General features: G+C 62.5%; 20 protein-coding genes. 17 read left to right on the top strand and 3 right to left on the bottom strand.

Going from position 1 to position 18,449, the window contains the following annotated elements; all coding sequences use genetic code 11:
• Position 1 precedes the first annotated feature (1 nt).
• The 7 genes from AQS8620_RS14980 (at position 2) to AQS8620_RS14950 (ending at position 3,714) form a co-directional block, all read left to right on the top strand.
• Positions 2-256: a hypothetical protein gene (locus tag AQS8620_RS14980; protein ID WP_085837826.1), complete on the top strand. Its 255-nt coding sequence runs from the start codon at positions 2-4 to the stop codon at positions 254-256.
• A gap of 237 nt (positions 257-493) precedes the next feature.
• Entirely contained in the window at positions 494-847 is a 354-nt protein-coding gene (locus AQS8620_RS14975) for an Mth938-like domain-containing protein (protein ID WP_085837825.1), read from the top strand.
• Positions 848-886: 39 nt separating this feature from the next.
• Positions 887-1,540 (top strand): heme ABC exporter ATP-binding protein CcmA, encoded by a 654-nt coding sequence (gene ccmA, locus AQS8620_RS14970; protein WP_085837892.1) that lies wholly within the window; start codon positions 887-889, stop codon positions 1,538-1,540.
• On the top strand, positions 1,537-2,193 hold the full coding sequence (gene ccmB, locus AQS8620_RS14965; RefSeq protein WP_085837824.1) for a heme exporter protein CcmB: 657 nt from the start codon (positions 1,537-1,539) through the stop codon (positions 2,191-2,193). Before ccmA ends, ccmB begins: the two co-directional genes overlap by 4 nt.
• 81 nt (positions 2,194-2,274) lie before the next feature.
• A complete protein-coding gene (locus AQS8620_RS14960; protein ID WP_085837891.1) occupies positions 2,275-3,006 on the top strand; it encodes a heme ABC transporter permease in 732 nt (243 codons plus the stop codon).
• The gene (ccmD, locus tag AQS8620_RS14955; protein WP_370737895.1) at positions 3,006-3,188 is read left to right on the top strand and encodes a heme exporter protein CcmD; all 183 of its coding nucleotides are present in this window, start codon (positions 3,006-3,008) and stop codon (positions 3,186-3,188) included. Before AQS8620_RS14960 ends, ccmD begins: the two co-directional genes overlap by 1 nt.
• Before the next feature lie 13 nt (positions 3,189-3,201).
• Complete coding sequence (locus tag AQS8620_RS14950; protein WP_085837823.1) at positions 3,202-3,714, top strand: DsbE family thiol:disulfide interchange protein; 513 nt, start codon at positions 3,202-3,204, stop codon at positions 3,712-3,714.
• A gap of 158 nt (positions 3,715-3,872) precedes the next feature.
• On the opposite strand, the gene AQS8620_RS14945 is transcribed toward AQS8620_RS14950, so the two are convergent.
• Positions 3,873-4,586, bottom strand: coding sequence for a helix-turn-helix transcriptional regulator (locus tag AQS8620_RS14945; RefSeq protein WP_085837822.1), 714 nt, complete (start codon positions 4,584-4,586; stop codon positions 3,873-3,875).
• A 97-nt stretch (positions 4,587-4,683) separates the two neighbouring features.
• On the opposite strand from AQS8620_RS14945, the gene AQS8620_RS14940 reads away from it, so the two are divergent.
• Positions 4,684-5,310 (top strand): glutathione S-transferase family protein, encoded by a 627-nt coding sequence (locus tag AQS8620_RS14940; RefSeq protein WP_200809641.1) that lies wholly within the window; start codon positions 4,684-4,686, stop codon positions 5,308-5,310.
• 6 nt (positions 5,311-5,316) lie between these two features.
• Here the strand turns inward: AQS8620_RS14940 and AQS8620_RS14935 are convergent, their stop codons facing one another.
• The gene (locus tag AQS8620_RS14935; protein ID WP_085837821.1) at positions 5,317-5,985 is read right to left on the bottom strand and encodes a DUF4396 domain-containing protein; all 669 of its coding nucleotides are present in this window, start codon (positions 5,983-5,985) and stop codon (positions 5,317-5,319) included.
• Between the two features lie 147 nt (positions 5,986-6,132).
• Entirely contained in the window at positions 6,133-8,913 is a 2,781-nt protein-coding gene (gene acnA / locus AQS8620_RS14930; RefSeq protein WP_085837820.1) for an aconitate hydratase AcnA, read from the bottom strand.
• On the opposite strand from acnA, the gene AQS8620_RS14925 reads away from it, so the two are divergent.
• The 9 genes from AQS8620_RS14925 to AQS8620_RS14885 all read left to right on the top strand — a co-directional run bounded on the left by AQS8620_RS14925 (position 8,893) and on the right by AQS8620_RS14885 (position 18,424).
• Positions 8,893-9,381, top strand: a complete 489-nt coding sequence (locus AQS8620_RS14925) for a hypothetical protein (RefSeq protein ID WP_143267547.1) — start codon at positions 8,893-8,895, stop codon at positions 9,379-9,381. The two genes, acnA and AQS8620_RS14925, sit on opposite strands and share 21 nt — an antisense overlap.
• Before the next feature lie 142 nt (positions 9,382-9,523).
• Positions 9,524-10,480, top strand: coding sequence for a DUF1223 domain-containing protein (locus AQS8620_RS14920; protein ID WP_143267546.1), 957 nt, complete (start codon positions 9,524-9,526; stop codon positions 10,478-10,480).
• A gap of 114 nt (positions 10,481-10,594) precedes the next feature.
• The gene (argS, locus tag AQS8620_RS14915) at positions 10,595-12,313 is read left to right on the top strand and encodes an arginine--tRNA ligase (RefSeq protein ID WP_085837818.1); all 1,719 of its coding nucleotides are present in this window, start codon (positions 10,595-10,597) and stop codon (positions 12,311-12,313) included.
• Between the two features lie 103 nt (positions 12,314-12,416).
• A complete protein-coding gene (locus AQS8620_RS14910) occupies positions 12,417-13,772 on the top strand; it encodes an SPOR domain-containing protein (protein WP_143267545.1) in 1,356 nt (451 codons plus the stop codon).
• A 3-nt stretch (positions 13,773-13,775) separates the two neighbouring features.
• Positions 13,776-14,765 carry a beta-N-acetylhexosaminidase gene (gene nagZ, locus AQS8620_RS14905; RefSeq protein WP_085837816.1) on the top strand — a complete coding sequence of 330 codons (990 nt, stop codon included), beginning with the start codon at positions 13,776-13,778 and terminating at the stop codon, positions 14,763-14,765.
• Between the two features lie 45 nt (positions 14,766-14,810).
• A complete protein-coding gene (locus AQS8620_RS14900) occupies positions 14,811-15,596 on the top strand; it encodes a segregation and condensation protein A (RefSeq protein WP_085837815.1) in 786 nt (261 codons plus the stop codon).
• Positions 15,597-16,253 (top strand): SMC-Scp complex subunit ScpB, encoded by a 657-nt coding sequence (gene scpB, locus AQS8620_RS14895; RefSeq protein ID WP_085837814.1) that lies wholly within the window; start codon positions 15,597-15,599, stop codon positions 16,251-16,253. It abuts the gene before it with no gap.
• A 62-nt stretch (positions 16,254-16,315) separates the two neighbouring features.
• Positions 16,316-16,576, top strand: a complete 261-nt coding sequence (locus AQS8620_RS14890) for a hypothetical protein (RefSeq protein WP_085837813.1) — start codon at positions 16,316-16,318, stop codon at positions 16,574-16,576.
• A 471-nt stretch (positions 16,577-17,047) separates the two neighbouring features.
• The gene (locus tag AQS8620_RS14885; protein ID WP_159453261.1) at positions 17,048-18,424 is read left to right on the top strand and encodes a GGDEF domain-containing protein; all 1,377 of its coding nucleotides are present in this window, start codon (positions 17,048-17,050) and stop codon (positions 18,422-18,424) included.
• Positions 18,425-18,449: the final 25 nt, after the last annotated feature.

The following is an 18,449-nucleotide window of genomic DNA, read 5'->3' as shown; positions in this document are numbered from 1 at the left end:
CATGCAATTTCTTGTGGGCGAAAGCCTGACCACCACGGAAGACTACAAGCTGCTCACCGGCGGAATTTGTGAAATCACCTTTCCCGCAGGCATGAATCAGGCCGTGGTGCGCGCATTGGTCGAAGATCAGTCGATCTATGCCTTCGAGGGCCAGGCGCGGCGCGGCGAGTTGAAAGTCGTCGAGGTGAACGAGACCATTTTTGCGCCCATGACCGCCACGTGCCGGTTTGTGAGCGAAGGCGTAAAGCTGCATTAGGCGGCAACGCATACCAAGTTTCCGGGGCGGATGCGTTCGCCCCTGACGTAGATCGGGCCGCAGGCATAAAATCGCGAGCAGCACCAATTAAGAGCCCGATAGACGAACCTCAGGCCTCCCTTCGGGGGGGCCTTTTTTTATGGGCGCGCGCGGCGCTTTTGGACTCGTGTTTGGACATTGGCGGCGGTTTATGAGTATCTGGAGCCAAAGACAGATCACAGCGCAAGGGGCCTTTCGATGCAGTTCAATGAGATGACGTTTGACAGCGCACAGCCGGTGGATGGCTATGGCGCGGGATTTTTTCGCATCGCGGGGCAGGTGGTTGAGGGGCCGGTGATCGTGACCGCTTCGGGGGTGACATCCTGGGGCGGGCTGAATGATGCGCAGGCTTTGGTTTCGCTGGCGGGGGAGATTGACGTGCTGTTTATCGGCACCGGTCAAAGCATCGCACCGCTGCCACGCGCCTTGCGCGCTGCGCTGGAGGCGGCGGGCATTGGCGTGGATATGATGGCCTCGCCCACGGCCTGCCGGACCTATAATGTGCTCGCCTCCGAAGGACGGCGCGTGGCTGCGGCACTTTTGCCAGTGTGATCTGGCGGGCAGGCGGGCTAAGGCAAAGCGATGAATGAGATGTCTTTTCTTTTGCAGGTCCGCGATCTTGCGGTGGCGCGCGGCGGTTTCCCCGTGCTTTCAGGCTTGAGTTTCGCGGTCGCGCCCGGGCAGGCTTTGGTGCTGCGCGGGCCCAACGGCTCGGGCAAAACCACCGTGCTGCGCTGTCTGGCGGGGTTGCAAGCGCCACTGGCGGGGGAGGTGCTATGCGCACCCGATGCCGTGGCCTATGCGGCCCATGCCGACGGGTTGAAAGCCACATTGACGGCGCTGGAAAACCTGCGGTTCTGGGCGGGAATCTACGGCATCGACGATGGCGAGGCTGCCGTGGCGCGCGCCCTTGGTGCCTTCGAGCTGGACGGGTTGCAAAGCCGCCTGGCGGGCAACCTGTCTGCTGGCCAGAAGCGGCGTCTGGGCTTGGCGCGGTTGCTGGTGACGGGGCGCCCGCTTTGGGTTCTCGACGAGCCGACGGTGTCCCTTGATGCTGCATCGGTTGCCCTGTTTGCCACGGCTGTGCGCGCGCATTTGGCGAGGGGCGGTGCGGCTGTCATGGCCACGCATATTGATCTGGGGCTGGACGCAGAGGTGCTTGATGTCAGCGATCTGCGCGCCACGGCAGCGGGCCTGACCCTTGGAAGCGGCTTTGACGGCGGCTTTGATGAGGCCTTTTTGTGATCCGCCTGTTGATCCGCGATCTGCGGCTTGCGCTGCGCTCAGGTGGGGGCTTTGGCCTTGGGCTGGCGTTTTTCCTGATCGTCGTGGTGCTGGTGCCCTTCGGGGTCGGGCCCGAAACGGGCCGGTTGCAGGCCATCGCGCCGGGGGTCCTTTGGGTCGCGGCCTTGCTGGCCTGCCTGTTGTCGCTCGACCGGATTTTCGCGTTGGATTTCGAGGATGGCTCGCTCGATTTGCTGGCGACCGCCCCGATGCCGATGGAGGCCGTCGTGGCGGTCAAAGCCTTGGCGCATTGGCTGACAACGGGGCTGCCACTGACAGTGGCCGCGCCGGTTCTGGGGGTCTTGTTGCATCTGGACGCTGCTGCAACCCCTTGGGTTCTCATCACTTTAGCGATTGGCACGCCGGCACTCTCGGTGATGGGCACCTTTGGCGCGGCACTCACGGTCGGGCTGAAACGGGGGGGGCTGCTTTTGTCGCTCTTGGTGCTGCCGCTCTACATCCCTACGCTGATTTTCGGGGCCGAAGTGGTGCGGCGCGGTGCGCAGGGCCTCGAGGTGGCCACGCCGCTTTTGATGCTGGGGGCCGTCAGCGCCGGTGCCATCGCTTTGGTGCCGTTTGCAAGCGCGGCCGCGATCCGCATTGCGTTGAAATAAGGGGCAATTCTCGCGATCAGGTGAGTTGAGCCAAGCAGGCGACCCCGCTAGGGTAGCCGCGAAATTGAGGAGAGGTCGATGGTGTCAATCTGGGGGTGGGCGAACCCGCGCAAGTTCATGGGCTGGACCGACACGGCCCTGCCGGTGATTGCCGTGCTGGCTGCGGGCATGTTGGCCTTGGGCCTCGTGTGGGGCTTTTTCTTTACGCCCGACGACTACCGCCAGGGTGCGACCGTCAAGATTTTCTACATTCACGTGCCCGCCGCGATGATCGCCATCAACGCCTGGGGCATGATGCTGGTTGCCTCGCTGGTCTGGATCATCCGCCGCCATCACGTGTCCGCTTTGGCCGCCAAAGCCGCCGCGCCCGTAGGCATGGTGATGACGCTGGTGGCGCTTGCGACAGGTGCAATCTGGGGCCAGCCCATGTGGGGCACCTATTGGGAATGGGACCCGCGCCTGACCTCGTTCCTGATCCTGTTTTTGTTCTACCTTGGCTATATCGCGCTTTGGGAAGCCATCGAAGACCCCGACACGGCCGCGGATCTGACCTCCGTTTTATGCCTCGTGGGATCGGTCTTTGCGATCCTCAGCCGCTATGCGGTGTTGTTCTGGAACCAGGGGCTGCATCAGGGCGCGTCCCTGTCGATGGACGCCGAAGAAAACGTGGCCGATGTGTTTTGGTATCCGGCTTTGGTTGCCACGGCTGGCTTTGCACTTTTGTTTGTGGCGCTCGTGCTTTTGCGCACGCGCACCGAAATTCGCGCAAGACGACTGCATGCGCTGGAAACGCGCGAAAGGATGGTCTCATGATGAGTATTCTGCCTGACCTTGGCAAATATGCCGGTGCGGTTCTGATGGCCTACGGGGTCAGCTTTGCCCTTTTGGCGCTGCTTGTGGCCCAATCCGTGATCCGCGCCGCGCGGATGAAAACCCGCCTGCGCGCGGCTGAAGCCCGCCGCAGCGCCGTGACCGAAAGCTTGCCAGATGCCTAGGATATCCCCCCTGATGCTCGCGCCGCCGCTGTTGTTTGCGGCTTTGGCTGCCCTGTTTCTCTTTGGAATGAACCGCAGCGATCCCGACCAATTGCCGTCGGCCGTGGCGGGAAATACCGCGCCACCGGTGGGCTTGGCCCCCTTGGGCGACATGGCGACCTTTGATGATGCAAGCCTGCGCGCGGGCGGTGTGACGCTGGTGAACTACTGGGCCTCGTGGTGCGCGCCCTGTCGCGCCGAACATCCCCAGCTCGAAGCGATGGCGGCAGAAGGGGTGACGATCTACGGCATAAACTACAAGGACCGCGATGCGGATGCGCAGGGCTTTCTGGCCGAATTGGGCAACCCCTACGCGGCCATCGGCACCGATTCGACGGGGCGCACGGCGCTGGATTGGGGGCTTTACGGCGTGCCGGAAACCTATGTGATTGATGGGACGGGCAAAGTGACCTTCCGCTTTGCCGGACCGATTACCGTCGAGGTGATGAACGCGCAAATCCTGCCCGCCATCGCTGCGGCGCAATAGGCCTCACGCGCAGAGCAACAGGACAAGCAGGGGAATCGCGATCAGCCATTCCCGCGTTGGCAGGGCGGTGACGGGGCAATGTTGCGTCAAAATCCGCAGGGCCTGAAGGATCGGATGTCTCATGGCCGTGAGCCTACACAGCGGCGGTTAACATTGCCTTAGGGCGGGGCGGGCACCCCGCCTCCTCCCGCGCGGGCGCGCATCTGCGCCATGAACCTGCGCAGCAAGATCACGCGGCGGGGACGAAAGCTTTCCTCACTCAAGCGATGGGCGCGAATGCTTGCCACCAGAAAATGGCGAAAATCGTCGCGCAGGCAACACCACGCCAGCACCATCACGCGCTCTTGGAGATACACCACCGCCAGCGGGTAGATGCGGCGTGCGCTGTCACGGCCCGACCGGTCGGTGTAGCAAATATCAAGAGCGCACTCGTCCCAGCACGCCTGACGGATGATCGCCAGATCGATCGCGCTGTCAGGGTTGCGATCCCAGCGCCGCACCAGCCCGGCGGCGTGGGTAACCTGACGCTGCTGGCGATCGGGCAGGGTGGCGGTGATCTTGGTCAAGGCGTCGCGCGCCGCCTCGGCCAGCGCGGTGTCGCCGCGAAACTGCACCTCCCCAAGGCCAAGGACCAGCGCCTCGATTTCCAACTGGGTAAAGGTCTGCGGCGGAAGGGCAATGTCCTCGATCATCGTGTAGCCCAGGCCCGCCGCCCCCTCGATACGCGCGCCCGCAAGGCGCAGCGCGTCGATGTCGCGATACAGCGTGCGCTCGGACACCTCCAGTGCCGCGGCCAGCCGTGCGGCCGTGACGGGCTGGGGCAGGCTGCGGATGCAGTGCAGCAGACGAAACAGACGATCCGAGCGCGCCATCTTGCGCAACCTCCTGACAGAAATTGACAGGAGCACCGTGCCAAAACAGGGCATCGGCGGTCAAGCCCGACCGCCCCCTTCCCAAAGGAGATACCCGATGATCACATTCTACCACGCCCCCTATAGCCGCTCGACCAACGTCCTTGCGCTTTTGCTGGCGATGGAAAAACTGGAGGCGGTCGATCTGCGCCTTGTCGATGTGTGCCGTCAGGATGGCACGGGGCAGCGCGATCCCGCCAACCCCCATCCCGAGGCAAAAGTGCCCTATCTGGTCGTCGATGGCCTCGGGATGCGCGAGCGCACGGCGATGTTCCACTTTCTGCCCGAGGTCTTTGACAGCCCTCTGGGGCGCAGATTGGGCGATCCCGACTACCCCGCCTATCTGAGCTGGCTGGCCTATTACGGCAATGTGGTCGAGCCGGTGTTGGTCGGCCAGTTCGGCGGTTTCGCGCAAAACCCGGCGCTCCTTTCTGCCTTTCGCGGCGCGCCCGAGATTGCGCAAAACCTGCGCAGCGCTTTGGCGCAGGGCCCCTTTCTGCTGGGCGATGAGTACTGCGCTGCCGATCTTCTGCTGTCCTCGCCCTTTCTCTTCTTTCCCGATTTCACACCCGACGACGATCTGATCCGTGCTTGGGTGGCGCGCTGCGGGGCCATGCCTTGGGTGGCCGAAGCGGCGGCGCATGATGAGGCGGCTCTGGCCGCCCGCGCGCAACTCCCCGCCTGATGCGCCTCAGGAGGCAGGATGGTGATGCGTCATGCGCGGATCCATCATGCCTTCCTTGATCCCGTGGGTGATAAGCCAGTAGTTCACCGGATAGGCCGCAAACAGCCCCAGGGTCAGCGACACCACAAGCGACGCCCAAAAGATCGGCTCGCCCATATGGGCCTTGCCCGCAAGGGTGAGGTCCACGGCAATGGCGACGACTTCCATGGTCAAAATCGACGGGGTCTCTGCCACAAAGGTGTCCTTCAGCGCCTTGCGCAGCGCGACCCCCTCCTGCACCAAGGGGCCCAGCGAAAGCGCAAAGCCGATGGCATAGGCAAGGCCAAAAGTCACCCCCGCGGTGACGTAGTTATTTGCCGCAAACAGCCATGTCACCAGGACCACACCAATGATTTCGCCCAGGCCACAACCAGAATAGCAATGGGCGACCGAGCGAAAGGCACGCCGCCAATCCGCATCATCGGGGATCTCCTTGCGTCCCGTGCGCCAATAAATCAGCAGGCCAACCGGACCGGAATAGGCAACCGCCAAGGTCCAGACCACTTTCATCAAGGACATCAGATGGCTGTTGTTCACGACCAGATCGCGGATGACCAAAACCACACAAATCACAGCCAGAACCAGCCAAGTCCCGATGAACCAAGGGGAATTGAAAAAACTTTGTACAACGCTCATGGGGGGCATCCTTGTCAGCAGAGGACATAGGGATAACGGGTTTGCGCGCTTTGGGTTCCTGTACCGATACGGCTTCTTTCGGACCCAAATACCCAAAAAGCCCCGCAGAAGCGGGGCTTTTCAATTTTTGACAATCGATGAGGCGCGTTAGGCCGATTTGGCGAGGTTGCGCAGCACGTAGTGCAACACGCCGCCGTTTTCGACATATTCGATCTCGGGCGCGGTATCGATGCGGCACTTGAGGTCGATGACCTTGGTGGTGCCATCGGCAAAGGTGATCGTGCAGGGCACGGTCGATTGCGGTTTCAAATCGCCCGCGAGTTCGGCAATGGACACCGTTTCATCGCCCGTCAGGCCAAGCGACTTGCGGCTGTCGCCATTGGTGAACTCGAAGGGAATGACGCCCATGCCCACGAGGTTCGAGCGGTGAATACGCTCAAAGCTTTCCGCGATCACGGCCTTGACGCCGAGCAGGGCGGTGCCTTTGGCAGCCCAGTCGCGCGACGACCCCGCACCGTATTGCTCACCGGCAAAAATCACCAGCGGAGTGCCGGCCTCTTGGTAGGCCATCGAAGCGTCGTAGATCGAGGTCTGCGCGCCATCGGGGCCTTTGGTGTAGCCGCCTTCGACATTGTCGAGCATCTCGTTCTTGATGCGGATGTTGGCAAAGGTGCCGCGCATCATGACTTCGTGGTTGCCGCGACGCGACCCGTAGGAGTTGAACTCGCGCGGGGCGACCTGACGCTCGGTCAGATATTTACCGGCGGGGGTCGATTCCTTGAACGAACCGGCAGGGGAAATGTGGTCGGTGGTGACCATATCGCCCAAAATCGCCAGCACTTTCGCCCCTTCAATGTCCGAGATCACGCCTTTTTCCGCAGCCATGCCTTGGAAATAGGGCGGGTTCTGGATGTAGGTCGATTGCGCGGGCCATGCGTAGGTTTCGCCACCGTTCACTTCGACCGCCTGCCATTTCTCGTCGCCTTTGAACACATCGGCATATTTCGACATGAAGGCTTCGCGGGTCACGCATTTTTCCACCAGCTCGGCAACTTCGGCATCGGTGGGCCAAATGTCCTTGAGGTAGACGTCCTGACCGTCTTTGCCTTTGCCCAGCGACTCTTTGGTGATGTCGACGTTCATGTCACCCACCAGCGAATAGGCCACCACGAGGGGCGGGGAGGCAAGGTAGTTGGCGCGCACATCGGGGCTGATACGGCCCTCGAAGTTGCGGTTGCCCGACAGCACCGAGGTCGCGATCAGGTCGTAGTCGTTGATCGCTTTGGAAATCGGGGCTTCCAGCGGGCCGGAGTTGCCGATGCAGGTGGTGCAGCCGTAGCCGACAAGGTTGAAACCCACAGCATCGAGATCTTTGGTCAGATCAGCGGCGTTGAGGTATTCGGTCACCACTTGCGACCCGGGCGCAAGGGAGGTTTTCACCCAGGGCTTGCGGTTGAGACCCAGCGCATGCGCTTTGCGTGCCACAAGGCCGGCCGCGATCAGCACATAGGGGTTGGAGGTGTTGGTGCAGGAGGTGATCGAGGCGATCACAATGGAACCATCATGAAGCTGGTAAGCGCCATCGTCGGTTTTGTACCAGCCTTTGTTGTGATGGCCGATATCGCCGGGCACATCGGCGGGCACGGGGGCGCCCCCTTCGGCTTCCCAGGTGACTTTGGCCTTTTCGGACACGTCTTTGCCCGAGCGCTGACCTTCGACGAATTTCGCAAAGGCGGGCGCTGCGATGTCAAGCGCAAGGTAGTCTTGCGGACGTTTGGGGCCGGAGATGGCGGGCACGATGGTGTCCATGTCCAGTTCCAGCGTCGAGGAATAGACGGGTGCGTAATCGGCACCGCGCCAGAACCCGTTTTCCTTGGCATAGGCTTCGACCAGCGCAATGCGGTCGGCGTCGCGGCCGGTCTGGTGCAGGTAGCGCAGGGTTTCATCGTCGATCGGGAAGAACCCACAGGTCGCGCCATATTCGGGCGCCATGTTGGCGATGGTCGCGCGCTGCGCCAGCGGCAGGTTGTCGAGGCCTTCGCCGTAGAATTCGACGAATTTGCCCACAACGCCGTGCTCGCGCAGCATTTCAACGACTTTAAGCACAAGGTCGGTGCCGGTGGTGCCCTCAAGCATCTTGCCGGTCAGTTTGAACCCCACAACTTCGGGGATCAGCATGGAAATCGGCTGGCCAAGCATTGCCGCTTCGGCTTCGATGCCGCCCACGCCCCAGCCCAGAACGGCCATGCCGTTGACCATGGTGGTGTGGCTGTCGGTGCCGACAAGTGTATCGGGGTAGGCAACTTCGACGCCGTCCTGATCCTTGTCGGTCCAGACGGTCTGCGCGAGGTACTCAAGGTTCACCTGGTGGCAGATCCCTGTGCCCGGCGGCACAACGCGGAAGTTCTGGAAGGCCGACTGGCCCCATTTGAGGAATTCGTAGCGCTCCATGTTGCGCTCGTATTCGCGGTCGACGTTCATCTGGAACGCGCGCGGGTTGCCGAACTCGTCGATCATCACCGAGTGGTCGATGACCAGATCAACGGGGTTGAGCGGGTTGATTTTCTGTGCGTCGCCGCCCAGGGCCTTGATGCCGTCGCGCATGGCGGCAAGGTCAACCACGGCCGGAACGCCGGTGAAATCCTGCATCAGCACGCGGGCAGGGCGATAGGCGATTTCGCGGGGGTTCTTGCCGCCCAGCGTCGCCCATTCGGCGAATGCCTTGATATCGTCGGTGGAAACGGAAAAGCCGCCGTCTTCAAAGCGCAAAAGGTTCTCAAGAACCACTTTCAGCGAGGCGGGGAGTTTCGAGAAATCGCCCAGACCTGCGGCGGAAGCGGCAGGGATCGAATAATAGGCAATGGAGGAGCCGCCGACTTTGAGGGTCTTGCGGGTCTTGTTGGTGTCTTGGCCGACGATAACGGTCATGGAGTTGGCCTCCCTTTCGAGGAACAGGGTTACGCTGCATCGCTTTTCACCCGAATGCCGCCCGCGTTCAAGGGGGGCTGGGTGTTTTTTTGTATGCGATGGTACACAAGTGAGTGCCGCATTGCAGAAAAGACGCATTTTATTCAGAAAATCCGCACGGGCGGGTGCGGTCAATCTGCGGCGGTGCAGGGCGCGCGCTGCGGGGGGCTGGCACGCGCTTGTGCTGAAAATAGCGGCAGTTGCGGCGTCTGGCAGGGAAATGGCGGTCGTTTTGAGCGGTTTGCGAAAGCGCGGCGGGGTGTTTTCAAGCCCGAAACCAACCGCCCGTGGGCCAAGAAGCAGCGCAAAGCGCGCAGGCTTTGGCCGTGCGATTTTGCAAAACGGCGGGTTTATACCTCAAAAGCAGTAGAATTTATCCGCGTCTTTGTGGAGTTTCGGGAACACTTTGCACAGGAACCGCGCCGCTAACGCCGATCTCGCAAAACCTTGATTGGCGCAGCCCTGCAGGGAGGCTTAAGACTGGCGCTCAAGAAATCGGCGCTCAAGAAAACGGCGCCTTCGCAGAGGGCCCCTTGGGGCACTTCTTTCAGACGTTTTAAAAGGGCAGTTCATGGCTGATCGCCGCGCAGGGCTTCATTCGACCGGTTTCGCGAGCGCCACGCGCGGCGCGCGGGCTGTGGCGGCGCTGTCGCTCTGGGCCGCTTGCGCCGCTGTCTCAAGCGCAAGCGCCGGGTTTGCCGAAAACGCGCGCACGCAGGTTGTGACGGCTCAAAACGGCCAAGTTCAAAACGGCCAAGCTCAAATCGGGCAGGGGCAAGCCCTCAAGCGTCCCAAGTTACCCGCACCCGGACAGGACGCCATTCCGGGGTGGGGCAAATCGCGCCCCGCGCCGATGCCCTTTGTCGAACGCGCCCTGCGGGTGGATCACGATTTCCCCGTGGTTGTCGAACTTTACACCTCTCAGGGCTGCTCCAGTTGCCCGCCTGCCGATGCGATGCTGACCGATCTGGCGGGGCGCTCGGATATTCTGGCCCTCGCGCTTCACGTCGACTACTGGGATTACATCGGCTGGAAAGATGCCTTTGGCGATGCGGCCTTTACCGACCGTCAGCGCGCCTATGCGCAGGCCGCCGGAACGCGCGCGCTCTACACCCCGCAGTTTATCGTGCAGGGGCTGGACCGTGTGACGGGGGCCAAGCCGATGAAGCTGGCCGAATCCATCGCCATGCTGCGCCGTAAACTGGCCGGTGTGCCGGTTGATCTTCTGGCAGTGCGCGAGGGCAACAGCCTGCATGTGTCCTTGATCCCCGAGGGCGACTTGCCCGAGGATATGTTGATCCAGCTTGTGCGGTATCTGCCACGCGCGCAGGTCGCGATCCGGTCCGGCGAAAATGCGGGCCGCACGATCGACTACACCAATGTTGTCACAAGCTGGCAGGTCCTGGGGGAATGGGACGGCGCGCGGCCGCTTGATGTCGCGGTGGAAGTCGCCGGAGACGAACCCGCCGCGATCTTGCTTCAGGCTGAGGACATGGGGCCCATTCTGGCGGCCCGCGTCGTCAAATAGGCGCAAAACGGCGGGCGGTGCGTTCAAGGCGTCCGTCGCGCAGCGCCCAATCGCATTGACCTGAGCGCAGCGGATGCTAAACCCGCAAACGATCCCTTTTTCGTGAGACGCCAGATGAACCTGTTTGCCGATATTCGTTCCCTTGTCCTGACTTCGCTTGAGGCGATGGTTGCCGAGGGGCTGCTGCCCGCCGGTCTGGAAACCGCCAACGTCGCGGTCGAGCCGCCGCGCGATGCGCTGCACGGGGACATGGCGACAAATGCGGCCATGGTTCTGGCCAAGCCCGCCGGTAAAAAGCCGCGCGATATTGCCGACGCCCTTGTGGTCAAACTGGCGGCGGATCCGCGCGTCGCTGTGGCCGAGGTCGCAGGGCCGGGCTTCATCAACATGCGTCTTGAGGGCGACGTCTGGGGCGCGCTTGTGCAGGCCGTATTGAAGGCCGACAGCTTTGGCACCTCGACGATGGGTGGGGGCAAAAAGGTCAACGTCGAATATGTGTCTGCCAACCCCACCGGCCCGATGCATGTCGGTCACACGCGCGGGGCTGTGTTTGGCGATGCGCTGGCCAGCCTGCTCGATTTCGCCGGATACGACGTGACGCGCGAATATTACATCAACGATGGCGGCGCGCAGGTCGATGTGCTGGCGCGTTCGGCCTTTGAACGCTACCGCGAGGCCAATGGCTTGTCGCCCGAACTGGCCGAAGGGCTGTACCCCGGCGACTATCTGGTCCCCGTGGGCGAGGCGTTGAAAGAAAAATACGGCGACAGCCTGCTTGACCAGCCCGAAGAGGTCTGGCTGCAGGATGTACGCCTTTTTGCGACCGAAGCGATGATGGACATGATCCGCGCCGATCTCAAATCGCTGGGCGTCGAAATGGACAGCTTCTTTTCGGAAAAGTCGCTTTATGACACAGGGCTGATTGAAGCGGCCATCGGCGAGTTGAAGGACAAGGGGCTGATTTATCGCGGCACGCTGGAACCGCCCAAAGGCAAGCTGCCCGAAGATTGGGAGCCGCGCGAACAAACCCTGTTCCGCTCGACGGCGCATGGGGATGACGTGGACCGCCCGATCCAGAAATCCGATGGCGCCTGGACCTATTTCGCCCCCGATATTGCCTATCACTACAACAAGGTAAAGCGCGGCTTTGACGAGATTATCGACATTTTCGGCGCCGATCACGGTGGCTATGTCAAGCGGATGAAGGCGGCTGTTTCGGCCCTGTCCGATGGGAAAGTTGCCTGCGATATCAAGCTGATCCAGCTGGTCAAACTGATCAAGGACGGTCAGGAGATGAAGATGTCCAAACGCGCGGGCACATTCGTGACCCTGCGCGATGTGGTCGAGGAAGTGGGCGCGGATGTGACCCGCTTCGTCATGCTCACCCGCAAGAACGACGCGCCGCTGGATTTCGATTTCGACAAGGTGATGGAGCAATCCAAAGACAACCCCGTGTTCTACGTGCAATACGCCCATGCCCGCGTGCAATCGGTGCTGCGCAAGGCGCATGATGCCGGCGTGACGCTGACGGATGTTGCGAACCTGACGGATGATGCGGAGATCACGCTGGCGCGCAAGCTGGCCGATTGGCCGCGTCAGGTGGAAATTGCCGCCAAGGGTCACGAGCCGCACCGCATCGCCTTTTACCTCTACGAGCTGGCCTCGGATTTCCACGCCCTCTGGAACAAGGGCAATGACAAGCCGCAGTTGCGCTTCTTGCAGGACGATCTGGCAGCTTCTTCGGCGAAAATCGCCCTGCCGCGCGCCGTGGCCGTTGTTATTTCTGCAGGTCTTGGTATTCTCGGGGTAACGCCTGCCAACGAGATGCGCTGAAAATACGGTGCCCGTCGGACAGGTTTGAGGGTGGGGCGTGGTGCGTCCCTCCCGCGAGCAGGCAGCAACCCGTATCCAAAAGCGGGGCAAAGACGAGGCAACAATGGCAGACTTCCCGATTGGGCAAGGCGGTTTCAGGGGGCATTCTGCGCCCCAAAAGCCGCGTGCGCGCACAAGCGAGCGGTATGAAGACTGGCAAGCGGCCCATCGGCCCGCGGCGTCAACCACCTCTGACCAGCCCAGCCAGCAGACCAATCCGCAGTGGCAGGACAATATCGCCGCGCAGAGCGCGCGCGGATCGGCTTTTTCCCAGGAAGGGCAGGGCTATCGCTATGTGCAAACCCGCGCCGGGCAGGGGGGCAGTGACCCCTATGGGGACGCCGGTTTTGCGCAGGACGACGACACGCCACCGCCCGTGCGCCTTGGCCTGCCGCAATTCGCCGCCGCCGCGATTTCCATCGCGCTCTTGGGGGGCTTTGCGGTTTGGGGCTATAAATTGATGGTGCGCGATATCAGCGGCATTCCCGTTGTCAGCGCGCTGGAGGGGGACATGCGGGTTGCCCCCAAGGACCCGGGTGGCGAGGTGGTCGACCATCAGGGCCTGAGTGTGAACAACGTCGCAGCCGAGGGCGAGGCCGCGCCGCCCCCCGACCGCTTGGTGCTGGCGCCGCGCACGGTGGGCTTGTCGGACGAAGATGTTGCGCAGGCGGATTTGCCTGCGCTGCCCGCGCCGCAACAGGCCGGCACGACCGAGAGCGCCCTTGCTGCTGACAGCCTTGCCGCTGGCAGCCTTGGCACTGACAGCCGGGCGCCGATGGGAGCGCAAAGCGACGCGCTGGGCGAGGATACCACGCTTTTGGGCGCGCTTGAGGCCGATCCGGTGGATGGCGCTGCACTGCCCCTCGCACCGCCTCCTGCACCGGGATCTGCCGAAGCAATCGCTGCGGTGACGGGCCAGCAGCCGGGCGCACAAACCGACCTCGAGGCCGATGGCGCGCTGTCGCTGTCCAGCGCTGAGCCGGGCTATGTGGCGCGGGGCGTCACCGCTTCGCCTGTGCCGCGCGCGCGCCCTGAAAACCGCGTGATCGACGTGGCAACGGCCCAGGCCAACAGCCCTGCGGTGCTATCGGCGGACCCCTCGTCCGTGGCGGCTGACATCTTTGCGGCGCTGGGCGGTGTGGAGGAGGTCGCGGTGGCCGATGTGCCCGCCGGAACCCGCATGGTGCAACTGGGCGCTTATGACTCGGAGGCAACTGCGCGCGCCGAATGGGACCGCATCGCGACGCGGTTCTCCGATGTGATGGCAGGCAAGGACCGGGTGATCGAACAGGCCTCCTCCGGGGGCTCGACCTTCTACCGCCTGCGCGCCATGGGCTTTGCAGACCTGTCGGAGAGCCGCCATTTCTGCGCCTCTCTCGTGGCGGAAAACGCGGCCTGCGTGCCGGTCGCGCAGCGTTAAGCCATGTCTCAGGGTGCCTTTATCCTCGGGCTGGAGGGCCCTGTTTTGTCCCGCGATGAAGCGGCGTTCTTTCGTGCCGCCAATCCTTGGGGCTTTATCCTCTTTGCGCGCAATGTCGTGGACCGCGCCCAGCTGTCACGCTTGACGGCGGATTTGCGCGCGAGCGTAGGGCGCGATGCCCCGATCCTGATCGATCAGGAGGGCGGGCGGGTGCAGCGGATGCGCGCGCCAATCTGGCGCGACTACCTGCCGCCGCTCGATCAATCTGCCCAGGCGCGCGACCCGATCCGCGCGATGTATCTGCGCTCGGTCCTGCTTGCGCATGAGTTGGCCGAGGTCGGCATCGACGTGAACTGCGCGCCGACCCTCGATGTCGCACGCGCGCAGACCCACCCGTTTTTGCGCAACCGCACCCTGTCCAGCGATCCGCTTGAAATTGTGGATCTCGCGCGCGCCTGTCTGGAGGGGATGGCGGTGCGCGGCGTGGCGGGTGTCATCAAACATATGCCCGGCCACGGCTTGGCACAGGCGGACAGCCACCACGATCTTCCCGTGGTCACCGCGGATCGCGCCGTGTTGGAAGCCGTTGATTTCGCACCATTTCGCGCCCTCAAGGACAGCCCGATGGCGATGAGCGCGCATCTGGTCTACACGGCGCTCGACCCCGAACGCCCCGCCACGCAAAGCCCTGTGATGATCGACCTGATCCGACGCGAGATCGGCTTTGGGGGTTTGTTGATGACGGATGACATTTCGATGAATGCGCTTGCGGGCGATGTTTCGACACGCAGCCACGCCGCGCTTCGTGCGGGCTGTGACGTGATCCTGCATTGCAACGGCAAAATGGACGAAATGGAAGCGGTTGCGGGGCTTGGTGCGATGTCTGCGCCCGCTCAGACGCGCGCGGATGCGGCGGCGCGTGCGCGCCCCACGGCCCGGCCCGTTGACATTGCGGCGCTCGAGCGGGACTTTCAGGACCAGTTTCGTGGCTGAGCCACGGCAGGAACGCAACCCGACATCAGGATGCCGGACATCAGGATGAGTGACGACCAGTTTGATTTCAGCGAAAGCCTGAGCGTTCAGGAACGGCTCAAGGCGGAGGCGCTGATTGTCGATGTCGAGGGCTTCGAGGGGCCGCTCGACCTGTTGTTGAACCTGTCGCGCACCCAGAAAGTGGACCTGCGAACCATTTCGGTGCTGCATCTGGCGCAACAATATCTGGCCTTCGTACAGCGCGCCAAAGCGCTGCGCATCGAACTTGCGGCGGATTATCTGGTGATGGCGGCATGGCTTGCGTTCTTGAAATCGCGCCTGCTGTTGCCGCCCGATCCAACCGACGAGGGCCCGTCGGGCGAGGAACTCGCGGCCCATCTGGCCTTTCAGTTGGAACGGCTGGCGGCGATGCGCGATGTGGCGGCGCGCTTGATGGCGCGTGACCAGCTTGGGCGGGATTTCTTTGCCCGTGGCGCGCCCGAGGACGTCGCGCGCGTGCGCAGGGTGACCTATTCGGCGACGCTGTTGGACCTGATGCAGGGCTATGCGCGCGTCCGCACCAAGGATGAATTTCGCCCCTTCGTCTTGGACCGCGAAGCTATTTTGAGCATGGAGCAGGCGCTGGAACGGATGCGCGGCTTGATCGGCTATGCAGGCGATTGGACCGATATTCAAAGCTATCTGCCCGAAGGCTGGGAACTGGACCCCAAACGCCGCCGCTCGGCGACCGCGGCGACCTTTGCGGCCTCGCTGGAACTGGTAAAAGCGGGCAAAATCGAAATCCGCCAGGGCGACACATTCGCGCCCATCCAGATCAGAAGGAAGCCGTAAGTGGCTGAATCATACGACGATAAAGAACAAAGCCTGTTCGATGCCCCGCCCTTTGCCGAGCAGGAGCGCATGGTGGAGGCGGTGCTGTTTGCCGCCACCGAACCTGTCTCTGTCGCGGGGCTGAACGCCCGTATGCCCCACGGCTGCAACGCCAAGACGGCGCTGGAAATGCTGGTCAAGCGCTACGAGGGGCGCGGCGTGCGGGTGGTGCGTGTCGGGGATGGCTATGCCATGCGCACGGCCCCTGATCTGGGCCATTTGATGCAGCGCGAAACCACCGAGATGCGCAAACTCAGCCGCGCGGCGATCGAAACGCTGGCGATCATCGCCTATCACCAGCCCACAACCCGCGCCGAGATCGAGGAAATTCGCGGCGTCTCGGTCAGTCGCGGCACCATCGACCAGTTGCTGGAAATGGAATGGATCCGCTTTGGGCGTCGCCGTATGACGCCGGGGCGGCCCGTGACCTATGTGGTGACGCCACAGTTTCTGGATCATTTCGGTCTGGAAAGCGCGCGCGATCTTCCGGGGTTGCGCGAACTGCGCGCAGCGGGTCTGTTGGACGCGCGCCCCTTGCCCGGTCTGGAGGGAAGTTCGGACGGCGCAGAGGTTGAAAATGACGCCGAGCAAGACGACCTGTTTGAGGATGACGCATAGGCTGCGCGGCGTGCGCGCAGGGCTGTGACCAAAGCGCACAGCGCAGCGAAAGGAGAGCTTTGATGCAAGCCGACCAGATTATCCGCATGATTTTGCGTATGTTTATGCGCAAGGGCATCAACAAAGGCATGAACTACGGGATCAAGAAAGGCGCGGATTTATATGCGCGCCGTGGCGAGGAGCGCGGCGACGTCGCCCCCGCAAGCGCAGAGCCCGAGCGTCCGCTGACCAAAGCAGAACGCCTGCAAAAGCGCCAAGCGCGCGAATCTGCGAAAAAGGCCCGCCAAGCGGCGCGGATGGCCAAACGCATGGGGCGGATGTAGCGCAGTCATCTCGGTTTTCGGGCAATGCGCGCGCGCGGCTGCGCGAAATTTAGAGCCAAAGCGCTTTGATGCCCGATGACCGGTAAATAAATGCCTACTTCGGTCGGATTTTAAAATTTTGGTAACGCAAATCCCGCAACACTGGCCTTAGAAAAGACCAATTCGGGGTGTCGCGCGTTTCGCGGGGCGCGCCACAGAGCGGAGAATGCGGACGAAGCGGCGTGGATCGCATCCACAACGCAGGGAGGGTGAGCGGCGCACGGCGCGGCGCTTGCAAAAACCGGCGCAATCATCTGCGCAGTGTATGTTTGGCTGACATCGACGAGGGTTGAGACCGTCGCCCGTGTCAGGGTGGTATGAGAGATGGCAATGAGCGAAGATGTCGAACTGGTAAAGCGGATTTCCCGTTTGGGATCAGTTTCTTACCGCCCGCTTCTATCTTTTATTCGTTTGCGGATGTTCTTTTCGCGCATGGCTGTGATCATTTCGGTGTGTTTGCTGGTCGCGACCCCGCTTGATCTGTTGGCCCCGATGCGCAGCTATTTCGGGGTCGCCACCCTCAGCCCGCTGACTTTGCTTGCGGTGCTCAGCCAGGCTCTTGGCATCGTGCTGGCCCCGCGATTCGGGCGCAAGCATGACCATAGCTGGCTTTTGGGAAGCTCCGTGGCCGCCGCGATTGCCTTGGCGCGGCTGGCGGAAATTTATGTCGTCCCTGTCGAATTTATCTCCGCCCCGCTGAATATGCTCCTGCATGAAGAGATCCGCGGCGTGTCGGCGATGGGGTCCAATACCGCCGTTTCCGTCTTGTTGATTGCCCTGTCCGTCCTCTTGCGCCGCCGCGCGCCCTATCTGGCGCTTTGGTCGGTCATCATCGGTATTTCGCAGCCTGTGATCGGGCTTGTGGGCTATAGCTACGGGTTTGCGCCGCTGTTCGGACAAATGTCGATCCCGAGCATCGGACTTTTGCTGCTCAACGGCTTGGCGGCCTTGACGCTGTTCCCGCGGACTGCGCTGCTACGGTCGATTTTCAACTCCGCAGCCCACGGCAGGTTCGCGCGCAACCAGTTGCTTCTCAGCTTTGTTGTGTTGTGGATTCTGGGATTTGCCCTGCGCCATGCGCCTGTATACATCAGCGCACAACATGCGATGGCGGTGATGGTTTCGGGCATGTTGCTTTTGCTGTTCTTTCTGATTTCGGTGTCTGCCCAAATGACGGAGCGTGCCGAATGCACACGGCGCAAGCTGGAGCGGGAATTGTCGCAGATGTTGATGCGCGATCCCCTGACCGGCGCTGCCAACCGGCGCGCTGTCGATGTGTTTGTCCAAAATGCGCTGCGCCGCAGCCGGTCGGGCAAGCGCGGCCTTGGCAATCGCCCGCGCGGCGCATTGGGCGTGATGTTGATCGACCTCGATCATTTCAAGGAGGTGAACGACCGGTTCGGCCACCGCACGGGCGACGATGTCCTGAGCGGTGTGGCATCTGTTTTGCGCGCGCGGATCAAGCGCAGCGATTTGCTGGCGCGCTGGGGCGGTGAAGAATTTCTGGTCCTAATGCCCGATGTCACGGGCGTCGACGAGGTGCGTGACCTTGCGCAGACCCTGCGCGAAAGCGTCGCGGCGCATGTGCGTATTTCCCGGACAGGGGCGGGCGGCGTTGCACAAAGCATACAAGTGACCGCCTCTTTTGGATGCGCCATCGTCGGGCGCGAGGAACAGGACCATGCCGCGGCCGTGCGCCGCGCGGATGAGGCCCTATATGCGGCCAAATTTCGCGGTCGCAATTGCGTTGTGGTCGAGGAGTCGGTTGACGCGCCGCAGCTTGCCACAGTCACCGTACAGGTGGGCTGAGCGGATTTGCGCCGCGCGCTTTTGA

The organism is Aquimixticola soesokkakensis (assembly GCF_900172375.1).
In the GTDB taxonomy this organism is placed as follows: domain Bacteria; phylum Pseudomonadota; class Alphaproteobacteria; order Rhodobacterales; family Rhodobacteraceae; genus Aquimixticola; species Aquimixticola soesokkakensis.
The sequence above is the reverse complement of the archived record's forward strand: the minus strand, read 5'-3'. Positions and strand labels throughout refer to the sequence as shown.